11 protein-coding genes are annotated in these 8,749 nt (G+C 72.7%); 4 read left to right on the top strand and 7 right to left on the bottom strand.

The annotated features are described in order from the left end of the window. The 5 genes from KBX08_RS20485 to KBX08_RS20465 form a co-directional block, all read right to left on the bottom strand. Positions 1 to 724, bottom strand: a 724-nt coding sequence (locus tag KBX08_RS20485; RefSeq protein ID WP_210785059.1) for a serine/threonine-protein kinase, incomplete at its 3' end; no start/stop codon positions are given. Positions 725 to 822: 98 nt separating this feature from the next. Continuing rightward, positions 823 to 1,026 (bottom strand): hypothetical protein, encoded by a 204-nt coding sequence (locus KBX08_RS20480; RefSeq protein ID WP_238689416.1) that lies wholly within the window; start codon positions 1,024 to 1,026, stop codon positions 823 to 825. 2 nt (positions 1,027 to 1,028) lie between these two features. Continuing rightward, positions 1,029 to 2,072 carry a LacI family DNA-binding transcriptional regulator gene (locus KBX08_RS20475; protein ID WP_307850597.1) on the bottom strand — a complete coding sequence of 348 codons (1,044 nt, stop codon included), beginning with the start codon at positions 2,070 to 2,072 and terminating at the stop codon, positions 1,029 to 1,031. 136 nt (positions 2,073 to 2,208) lie between these two features. Next, positions 2,209 to 3,096 (bottom strand): helix-turn-helix transcriptional regulator, encoded by an 888-nt coding sequence (locus KBX08_RS20470; RefSeq protein WP_210785056.1) that lies wholly within the window; start codon positions 3,094 to 3,096, stop codon positions 2,209 to 2,211. Between the two features lie 142 nt (positions 3,097 to 3,238). Next, the gene (locus tag KBX08_RS20465; RefSeq protein WP_091406718.1) at positions 3,239 to 3,478 is read right to left on the bottom strand and encodes a DUF397 domain-containing protein; all 240 of its coding nucleotides are present in this window, start codon (positions 3,476 to 3,478) and stop codon (positions 3,239 to 3,241) included. A gap of 264 nt (positions 3,479 to 3,742) precedes the next feature. Here KBX08_RS20465 and KBX08_RS20460 point away from each other — a divergent pair, with 264 nt between their 5' ends. After that, complete coding sequence (locus KBX08_RS20460; protein WP_210785055.1) at positions 3,743 to 4,393, top strand: GGDEF domain-containing protein; 651 nt, start codon at positions 3,743 to 3,745, stop codon at positions 4,391 to 4,393. Positions 4,394 to 4,419: 26 nt separating this feature from the next. On the opposite strand, the gene KBX08_RS20455 is transcribed toward KBX08_RS20460, so the two are convergent. After that, the gene (locus tag KBX08_RS20455; protein ID WP_210785054.1) at positions 4,420 to 5,460 is read right to left on the bottom strand and encodes a phosphotransferase enzyme family protein; all 1,041 of its coding nucleotides are present in this window, start codon (positions 5,458 to 5,460) and stop codon (positions 4,420 to 4,422) included. Between the two features lie 124 nt (positions 5,461 to 5,584). On the opposite strand from KBX08_RS20455, the gene KBX08_RS20450 reads away from it, so the two are divergent. Further along, the gene (locus KBX08_RS20450; RefSeq protein ID WP_210785053.1) at positions 5,585 to 6,229 is read left to right on the top strand and encodes an NAD(P)H-dependent oxidoreductase; all 645 of its coding nucleotides are present in this window, start codon (positions 5,585 to 5,587) and stop codon (positions 6,227 to 6,229) included. Positions 6,230 to 6,329: 100 nt separating this feature from the next. Here KBX08_RS20450 and KBX08_RS20445 read toward each other — a convergent pair whose 3' ends face one another. After that, the gene (locus KBX08_RS20445; RefSeq protein ID WP_210785052.1) at positions 6,330 to 6,821 is read right to left on the bottom strand and encodes a type II toxin-antitoxin system PemK/MazF family toxin; all 492 of its coding nucleotides are present in this window, start codon (positions 6,819 to 6,821) and stop codon (positions 6,330 to 6,332) included. A 50-nt stretch (positions 6,822 to 6,871) separates the two neighbouring features. On the opposite strand from KBX08_RS20445, the gene KBX08_RS20440 reads away from it, so the two are divergent. Further along, entirely contained in the window at positions 6,872 to 7,387 is a 516-nt protein-coding gene (locus KBX08_RS20440; protein WP_210785051.1) for an NUDIX hydrolase, read from the top strand. Between the two features lie 26 nt (positions 7,388 to 7,413). Continuing rightward, positions 7,414 to 8,652: a hypothetical protein gene (locus tag KBX08_RS20435; protein ID WP_210785050.1), complete on the top strand. Its 1,239-nt coding sequence runs from the start codon at positions 7,414 to 7,416 to the stop codon at positions 8,650 to 8,652. The last annotated feature ends 97 nt before the right edge of the window (positions 8,653 to 8,749 follow it).

The following is an 8,749-nucleotide window of genomic DNA, read 5'->3' as shown; positions in this document are numbered from 1 at the left end:
GTAGGCCGGGCACCCGCAGCGGCGGCACCGGGGTGCCCCGCCGGTGCACCTCCAGCGCGTCCTCCCAGCTCTGCACGGGCAGTGGCGCCCGCCCGGTGAGGGTGCGGTAGAGCAGTGCGCCGAGGGCGTACACGTCGCTCGCCGGGTCGGGAGGGCCGGCGGTCAGCCGTTCCGGGGCGAAGTAGGCGGGGGTGCCCATCAGCGGTTCGCCGGACTGGCTGTCGAGGCCGCCGAGCGCGGCGATGCCGAAGTCGAGCACCTTGGCGCCGGTGTCGGTGAGCATGACGTTGCCGGGCTTGACGTCGCGGTGCACGACGCCGATGCGGTGCGCGGCGGCCAGCGCGGCGGCGATCTGCCCGGCCACCCGGACCGCCTCCGGCCAGGGCAGCGGCCCGGTCCGCAGCCGGTCGGCCAGGTTGTGACCGTCGACGAGCTCCATCACCAGGTACGGGACCACGACGCCGCCGGCCAGGGTCGCCTCGGCGTAGTCGTACACCTGGGTCACGTGTGGGTGGGTCAGCCGGGCGGCCGCGCGGGCCTCGCGTTGGATGGTGGCCCGCAGCTGTGGGTCGGTGGCGAACTGCCCGGCGAGCACCTTGATCGCGACCGGCCGCCCGAGCACCTCGTCGTCGCCTCGCCACACCTCGGACATGCCACCGAGACCGATCCGCTCGTGCAGTACGTAGCGGTCGTGGAGGCGGAGAGTGGGCGTGAGCGGCGACATGGCTTCACCAGTCTGCCTGGCAACACCGCCCTCGACCACTCTGCGTGCCCGGACCCACACTGTTCGTCCCGTGCGTACCGGAATGGGATTGGTGCGTGTCAGGAGCAGCGCGGGGTGCCGGGCAGCGGTCGCGGTTGGATGCGGTCGGCGAGCCGGCGCAGGGCGAGGGCGGTGGCCTGCCGGGTCGGGGCGAGCAGGGCCCGGCGGGGGTGGTCGACCTGGACCGGAGCGTTCGGTCGGGCCGAGTTGACGTGCCGGTTCATGGCGTCGAGCGCGGTGATGTATCCGCTGGGAAGTTCCATGGTCAACTCCTCGGGACGGGTCCGGTGGAAGCCCGGACGACGAGTGCGGTGGGCAGCAACACGTGACCGGCCGCGGCGTCCGCGGGTGGGTCGAGCAGCAGTTCGGCGGCGATCCGGCCCTTCTCCTCGGCCGGCTGCCGGACGGTGGTGAGGCCGGCCGCGGCGGCCTCGGGGACGTCGTCGAAGCCGGTCACCGAGACGCTGGGACGATCATGGGCTGGCCGTGCGGCCAGGGCGTCCAGCACACCGAGCGCGAGGACGTCGGAGCCGGCCAGCACGGCGGTCGGCGGCGCGGGTTGGTCGAACAGCCCGGCGATGGCTGCGGCTGCCGCCGGGCGGCTGTTGCCGGGGACGTTTACCAGTGTCAGCTCGGCCCAGCCGACGCCGACCTCGGCGAAGGCGTCGGCGAACCCGCTGAGCCGGCCTCGGGTGGTCGGATGCGGCACCTGGTCGACCCCGGCCACTGTGAGCGGGCCGGCCGGCGCGTCGGGCAGCACGGAGTCGGCGAGCAGCGCCACCCGACGGTGCCCGAGCCCTGCGACGTGCGCGGCGGCGCTGCGTGCGGCGGCCCGCTCGTCGATGCCGACGAAGCGTTCGTCGGCGCTGGCGTCGTCGCGGGCGGCCGTGCTGACGAACGGCAGCCCGCGTTGGCGGATCACGTCCAACGCCCATTCCTCGTCGGCGACGCAGTAGACGCAGAACCCGTCGACGGCGGCGTTCTCCACCGCCTGTCGGGCGTCGGTCACCGCCGGGGGCAGCGGCACCAGCAGCATGCTGGTGCCGTGCCGTTCGGCCGCCGCGCCGACGCCGGCGAGGAAGCGGACCGCGAACGGGTCGGTGAAGGCGTACGACAGTTGCGAGGTGAACAGCACCCCGATCGACCCGACGAAACCTCGGCGCAGGGAGCGTGCGGTGGGGTTGGGGCCGGGGTACCCGAGTTGCCGGGCGGCGTCCAGGATCCGCTCGCGCAGGGTGGCGGAGAGCTGGTCGGGGCGGCTGTAGGCGTTGGAGACGGTGCTGCGCGAGACGCCGACGGCGTCGGCCACGGCTTGCAGTGTTGGCTTCACCGGCACCTCTCTGTATCGATCCAGTCTGTATCGATACAGAGACTAGCCGGACCGGTCGGCGTCGGTCAATACGTGGGCTGAGAGTCCGTTTGCGCGGGGCCTACGACGACGAGCGTCAGGCCGGGTAGGTGTCGTCCAGCAGCCGGCCGAGGATCTCCGCCGTACGCTCGGGCGGCTCGGCCTCGACGCAGAGCCGCTCCATGGCCACCGCGTAGTAATCCAGGTCGTCGCGCTTGTCCAGGTAGATGGCGCTGGTGAGCTGTTCGATGTAGACGATGTCCGGAAGCTCCTGGTCGCCGAAGCGCAGGATGGTGAAGGCGCCCCCGGCGGCGGCGTGGCCACCGGCGGCGAACGGGATGACCTGCAACCGGATGTGGGGCGACTTGGTCGCCTCGATGAGCGCGGTGAGCTGATCGCGCATGACCTCGGCCCCGCCGATGGGCCGGCGCAGTGCCGCCTCGTCCACCACGGCCCAGAGCTGCGGCGGGTTCTGCCGCTGGAGCAACTGCTGACGCTGCATCCGCAGCGCGACGCGCCTGTCGATCTCACCCGGACCAGCCGCGCCGTGCCCGAGCAGCACGACCGCCCGGGCGTACTCCCGGGTCTGCAGGAGGCCGGGCACGAACTGCACCTCGTAGCTGCGGATCAGCGCGGCGGCGGCCTCCAGGCCCAGGTACGACTGGAACCAGGAGGGCAGCACGTCGCCGTAGCGGTGCCACCAGCCGGGGCTGTTCGCGTCCCGCGCGAGTTTGAGCAGCGCGTCGCGTTCGTGGTCCTCGGTGACGCCGTAGAGGGTCAACAGGTCGGCGACGTCACGCTCCTTGAAGCCGACCCGACCCAGCTCCATCCGACTGATCTTGGATTCGGAGGAGCGGATCTCCCAGCCGGCGCCCTCCCGGGTCACTCCGCTGGACTCCCGGAGACGGCGCAGTTGGGCGCCGAGCAGCATGCGCAGCACGGTCGGCCCGGATGTCGGGCCACCCTCGGCGGGAACCATCGTCACGTGCGGACCTCCGGACACCGACCCACGACGGCCGGGCGCCCCGGCCCGGCCGACGTGTAAGCATGCCATGGACCGACAGTGAGGTGAACTCCTCCGCGCCGGTGAATCAGTCCCGTCACCGGGACGAGCCACCCTCGGACGGTCAGTTGATCAGGTGGTCGAAATCTCCGTCCCGCGCACCGAGAACGAAGGCGGCGATCTCATCCACCGTGTAGATGAGCGCCGGCCCTTCCGGGTGTCGCGAGTTGCGGACCGCGATGCCCGCTCCCTCGGGCAGTTCGGCCAGTTCGACGCAGTTGCCGCTGGGGTTGCTGCGGCGACTCTTCTGCCAGCTCAGCGGAGGCAACTGGTGGATCGGTACGCCATTGGGTGGCTGCTGCATGGGGGCGTCTTTCTGTTACGAGCCCGCCGGTGGCCGTGGGAGGAGCGGTGACGGCGAGGGGGTGCGGTATCGACATTGGACGGTTCTGCACGTGCATCTGCTATTGCATCTGCATCCGACGGCGAGCATGATAACGCACATGATCGGTGCCCATCCGTTCACTTTGAGTTACCCCCACACGGGCAACGATCAGGCAAAACTGGGCCCGACGCGGCGTGCCGCGTCAACCGAAGGCTGGAGGCGGTCGCGGCGATGGGAGGGTTCGTGCCGGATCCGATGAGTGTCGCCTCCGGCGTCTGCGCGGCGGGCGCGCTGCTCTCCTCGTGGCAACTTCGCCGACGGGCGGTGCGCGCCGAGGCCGAGATCGGTCACCTCCAGGCCGAACTGGCCGCCGAACGGCACGCCGCCAGTCACGACCCGCTCACCGGGCTGCCCAACCGCCGCGCCTTCTACCGCCTGGCAGCCGCCCTGCTCACCGACGCCGCCGGCCAGCCGCTGATCGCCGTGGTGCTCGATCTGGACGACTTCAAGCAGATCAACGACCGGTACGGGCACGCCGCCGGCGACCAGGTGCTGATCAGTGTTGCCGAACGCCTCGCCGGCTTCGCCGGGGACAACCTCGTGGCGCGCCTCGGCGGCGACGAGTTCGCCGGGCTGCTCTCCAGCCCCACCGTCGACCGGCGCTGGATCGAGCACTCGACCCGCCGGCTCAGCGAGACCGTCGCCGCGCCGATCCGGCTGAGCGCGTGCAGCGTCCGGGTCACCGCGTCCGTCGGGCTCGCCCCGGTGACCGGCCCGGCCCAGCTCACCGACGCGCTCAGCCGCGCCGACGCGGCCATGTACCAGGCGAAGAGCCTCGGTGGCGCCCGATCGCCCCGCCAACTGGTCGACAGCGCGTTCCTCGGCGAGCGCTGACCGTTCAGCTCCGCCCTTCTTCGTGGCTACCCGCTACGGACAGCCCGCGCCTCTGGGTCGAGACCGCGCACCGCCGCGTCGGCGAGGGTGACCAGACCCGCCGGTGACACCAGCCCTCGCACGATCCGCGCCGCCCGCTCCCGGTCGGCCGCCTCGGCGTCGAGGTCCAATGCCTGGCGGGTCCAGTCGCTGAGGTCGTCGAGCGCGCGAACCGCGAGGAACCAGGCCAGGCGCACCGGGTCGACGTCGATCCTGCCGTAGCCGGCGAGCGCCGCCTGCTGCTGCTCGGCACTGATCGGCGCGAAGGCGAGCACTCCACCGAGGACGAACATGAGGTCGCACTCGGGCGGGGCGAGCACAGCGTCGTCCCAGTCGATCAACCACACGTGCCCGTCCGTGCCGAGCAGCAGGTTGCCCAGGTGCGGGTCGCCGTGGCAGACGACATTCGGGCCGGGCCGGTCGCGCTGGTCGACGGCGCGGCGCTCGACCTCGCGAATCAGCACCCCCAGCCGGTCGGCCACCGTGGACCACACCCCCGCCAGCTCCATTACCAGCGGGTCCGCGAGGTCGGCCCGGTCCGGATCGCGCAGCAGCGCGGCCACCGCGCGGGTCGCGGTCACGATCGAGGGGTACGCGGCACCGCCCGCCGGTAGCAGCCGGCTCAGCTCGTCGGTCACCGGCACCTCGTGCACGGCGGCCAGCACCTCGCCGTACGCGCGCCAGTGCGCGCCGGTCATCGGGCCGTCGAGCGCCCGCTGGTCGGAGACCCACGGCACCACCGAGAGGCGGCGGCCGTCGTGGTCGATCGACAGCCGTCCGCCGTCGGCCCGCAGCGGCGCGGCGATGCCCGGCACCCCCTGTTCGGCCAGGTACGCCGTCACGACCAGGCCGGCCGGGGTGCCGCCACCGCTCAGCTTGACCGCGTACCGAGAGCCGCCGACGGCCTGAGCGAGCCACAGTCGGGCGTGCTGGTCCGCGCCGGAGGTGACCGGCTCCATCGTGGACAGGTGCAGGCCGAAGCCCGTCCGTACCTGTTCGGCCACCTGCCGTGCGACGTTCGGCACCATGCGGACACCATGCCAGCGCTCCGGCCGTCGACCCAGCGGTTTTGCCGGTCGCCGGGGTGTTCTGAGACGTCCTAGCCGGGTATGGCAGGCCAGTACCCGAACACGACCGCCGAGAGGAACCGACGTGGCGACCATCAGCGCCCTCGTACTCAACTGCACCCTCAAGCCGTCACCGACGCCGTCGAGCGCCGAGCAGCTCGGTCGGGAAGTGCTCGCCGAGCTGGCCGTGCAGGGCGTGGAGGGCGAGATGATCCGCGTCGTCGATCACGACGTGCGTTTCGGGGTGTCCACGGACGAGGGCGATGGCGACGGTTGGCCGGCGATCCGCGGCAAGCTGATGGCCGCCCAGGTGCTGATCATCGCCACGCCGATCTGGCTCGGCCAGCCCTCCAGCGTCTGCAAGATGGTCCTCGAACGCCTCGACGCCGAACTCTCCGAGACCGACGCCGACGGCCGGCTCCTCACCTACGGCAAGGTGGCCGGTGTCGCCGTGGTCGGCAACGAGGACGGCGCCCACCACACCATCGGCGAGGTGCAGCAGGCGCTCAACGAGGTCGGTTTCACCATTGCCGCCGCCGCCGCGACCTACTGGGTCGGTGAGGCACTGCAGACCGTGGACTACCGCGACGCCGGCCCCAAGCCCGACACCACCGGCCGCACCACGAAGGCCCTGGCGCTCAACACCGCGCACCTGGCCCGACTCCTCGCCGACCAGCCGTACCCGCCGCCGGACGCGAAAGGCGCGGCAGTCGACCCGAGCCGCGAATAGACCTCACCGCCAGATGCGTCGCTGCCCGGGCTTCCCCACCGCCGGGGCAGCCCCCGGCGCACGGCTCGTTACCGATCCGCGCCAGCCGTGGCCGGCGCGGTCAGCGCCAGCCGTAGCCGGCGCGCAACGCCTGCCCGACGCGGTCGAACCGGGGCCGATCCAACACGGCGCCCTCCCGGCGGATGCTGTCCTCGCGCATGGTGAGCACCCGGTCCAGCCGGACCCAGCTCGGCCGGTTGTCGCGGTCCCACTCGCCCGGCCCGAGCGCGAACCAGTGCCGCTGCCCGTGCCGCTCGCTCTGGCTCGACAGCATCAGCCCGAACAGGGTCCGGCTGTGCCGCCCGACGACAAGCACCGGCCGGTCCTTGCCCTGGCGGGGGTCGTCCTCGTACGGCACCCACGTCCAGACGATCTCGCCCGGGTCGGCCTGACCGTCCCGCTCCGGAGCGTAGGTCAGCTCCCGACGCTGCAAAGCGCTCACCTGACGGCGGCGGGCCACCTGCGCGGGCGCCGGCCCGGTACGCCGGGGCGACGGGATCACCGCACCGACCCGGGAGATACGCGCCGCGACATTCCTCAACAGACCAGCCACGGCGGGCAGCCTACCCGCTGCCGAAGGGGGCGGTACGACAGACTGGCTCCATGAACGAGCTGCCCCGTGACCTGCCGATCCTGGAGCGACGCGCGGTGCGGGTGGTGGTCACCGACGGCACCGACCGGGTGTTGCTGTTCCACACCCGCGACCCGGACCACGCCCGGCTGGGCACCTGGTGGGAGCTGCCGGGCGGTGGCATGGATCCCGGTGAGACCTATCGCGACACGGCGGTGCGGGAGCTGCGGGAAGAGACCGGCATCGTGATCAGCGCCGACCAGGTTGGTGCGCCGAACTGGCGGCGGCGGGCGAGTTTCCTGCACCGCCAGTTCCGGCACGTCCAGGACGAGGTTGTCGTCGCCGTACGGCTGACCGGCCCCGGCCCGGACGTGGACGAGGCGCACCGGCTCGACTACGAGCGGGAGGACTACTTCAGCTTCCGCTGGTGGCCGTTGCCGGCGGTGATGGCCAGTAGGGAACGGTTCTACCCCGGGCAGCTCCCCCGGCTGATCAGCCCCTTTCTCACCGGCACGGAGATCGACGAGCCGTTCGAGCTGTGGTCGTGAGCCGGGCCGGCGGGCAGAGTGGGGACATGAGGACCGATCTGCACGGGCCGCTCTCCGCGTACGCCGCGCGGCTGCACGCCACAGCCGGCGACCGACACCACGTCGCCTCCCCGCTCGGCGCCTGGCTGCTGCTCGCGGTCGCTGCCACGACGGCCGACAGCGATCCGGCCGTAGTGGACAGAGCCGCCGCGGAGCTGGTGCAGGCGCTGGGCACCGACCTGCCGAGCGCGGCCGAGTTCGCCCGAACCCTGTTGGACGCGCCGCACCCGCTGGTCGGGTCCGCCACCGCGCTCTGGCACCGAACGGGGCAGGGCGACGACGGGCCGGCGGCGTGGCGGGCCGCGCTGCCCAGCACGACCGAGGTCGGCGTCCTGCCCGATCAGGCCGGGTTGGACGCCTGGGCGCGCGAGCACACCCTCGGCCTGATCGAGACGTTTCCCCTGCGGGTCGGGCCGGACGTGGTGCTGGCCCTGGCCAGCGCATTCGCCACCCGGGTGTCCTGGGCGACCCCGTTCGACGTCGCCGACGCACGCGCGCTCGGCGGGGGCAGCCCGTGGGCCGGTCAACTGCGGCAAGCACTGCGCAGCCCGAGCCAGGGCCACCGCTGCGCCATCGTTTCCACCGCGCGGGCCGGTGACGTGATCGTGCACGCCGCACCGGCCCGGACGACCGACGGCGCGGGGCTGGTTGTCCTCTCGGTGGCCGCCGCACCGCAGGTGCCACCGGCCGAGGTGCTGGCCATCGCGTACGACCTCAGCGCCGGCGCGGCCGATGGCGCGCAACCGACGGGCAGCCGCTCGCTGTTCGACCTGCCGCTCGGCGAGACTCCGCTGTGGACGCTGACCGAGGAGCGGGTACGCACCCGGGCCCGCGACGGTCGCGAAGAGCGGCACACCGCCGTCCTCCCCTGCTGGTCGGCCCGGAGCGACCACGACCTGACCGCCCCGGCGCTCGGCTTTCCGGCCGTGGCGGCCACGCTGGCGACAGCGATGGCGTTGCCGGTGGAGCGCTTCGAGGCACGGCAGACGGCGGTGGCCCGGTTCGACAGGTACGGCTTCGAGGCGGCGGCCGTGACCGCCATGTTCGGGTTGACCAGCCTGCCACCGGAGGGGGTGGCACGCACCGCCGAGCTGCGCTTCGGCCACCCGTACGCGGTGGTGGCCGTCGCCACCGATGCCGGGGCCGAGGGCGTCACCGGCCCGTGGCACGGGGTGCCGGTCTTCTCCGCCTGGGTGGCCGAGCCCGAGGAGGTGTCCGAGGCGTGAGTTACCTCGCGGAGGAGCAGGTGGCCGGGGTGCTCGGGCGGCCTACTCGCTGATCACGGCGAACGCCTACGACCCGACGGGTCAGGACGGCCACTTC

This window comes from Micromonospora sp. H61, from assembly GCF_018070325.1.
Classification (GTDB): Bacteria; Actinomycetota; Actinomycetes; order Mycobacteriales; family Micromonosporaceae; genus Micromonospora; species Micromonospora salmantinae.
This window is presented reverse-complemented; position numbering and strand designations above follow the sequence as displayed.

What these genes read in the sequence shown, in the direction of transcription:
- KBX08_RS20440 (WP_210785051.1), top strand. Translation starts at nt 6,872, where the DNA reads ATGAACGAGCTGCCCCGTGACCTGCCGATCCTGGAGCGACGCGCGGTG.
- KBX08_RS20435 (WP_210785050.1), top strand. Translation starts at nt 7,414, where the DNA reads ATGAGGACCGATCTGCACGGGCCGCTCTCCGCGTACGCCGCGCGGCTG.
- KBX08_RS20465 (WP_091406718.1), bottom strand. Translation starts at nt 3,478, where the DNA reads ATGCAGCAGCCACCCAATGGCGTACCGATCCACCAGTTGCCTCCGCTG.
- KBX08_RS20455 (WP_210785054.1), bottom strand. Translation starts at nt 5,460, where the DNA reads ATGGTGCCGAACGTCGCACGGCAGGTGGCCGAACAGGTACGGACGGGC.
- KBX08_RS20480 (WP_238689416.1), bottom strand. Translation starts at nt 1,026, where the DNA reads ATGGAACTTCCCAGCGGATACATCACCGCGCTCGACGCCATGAACCGG.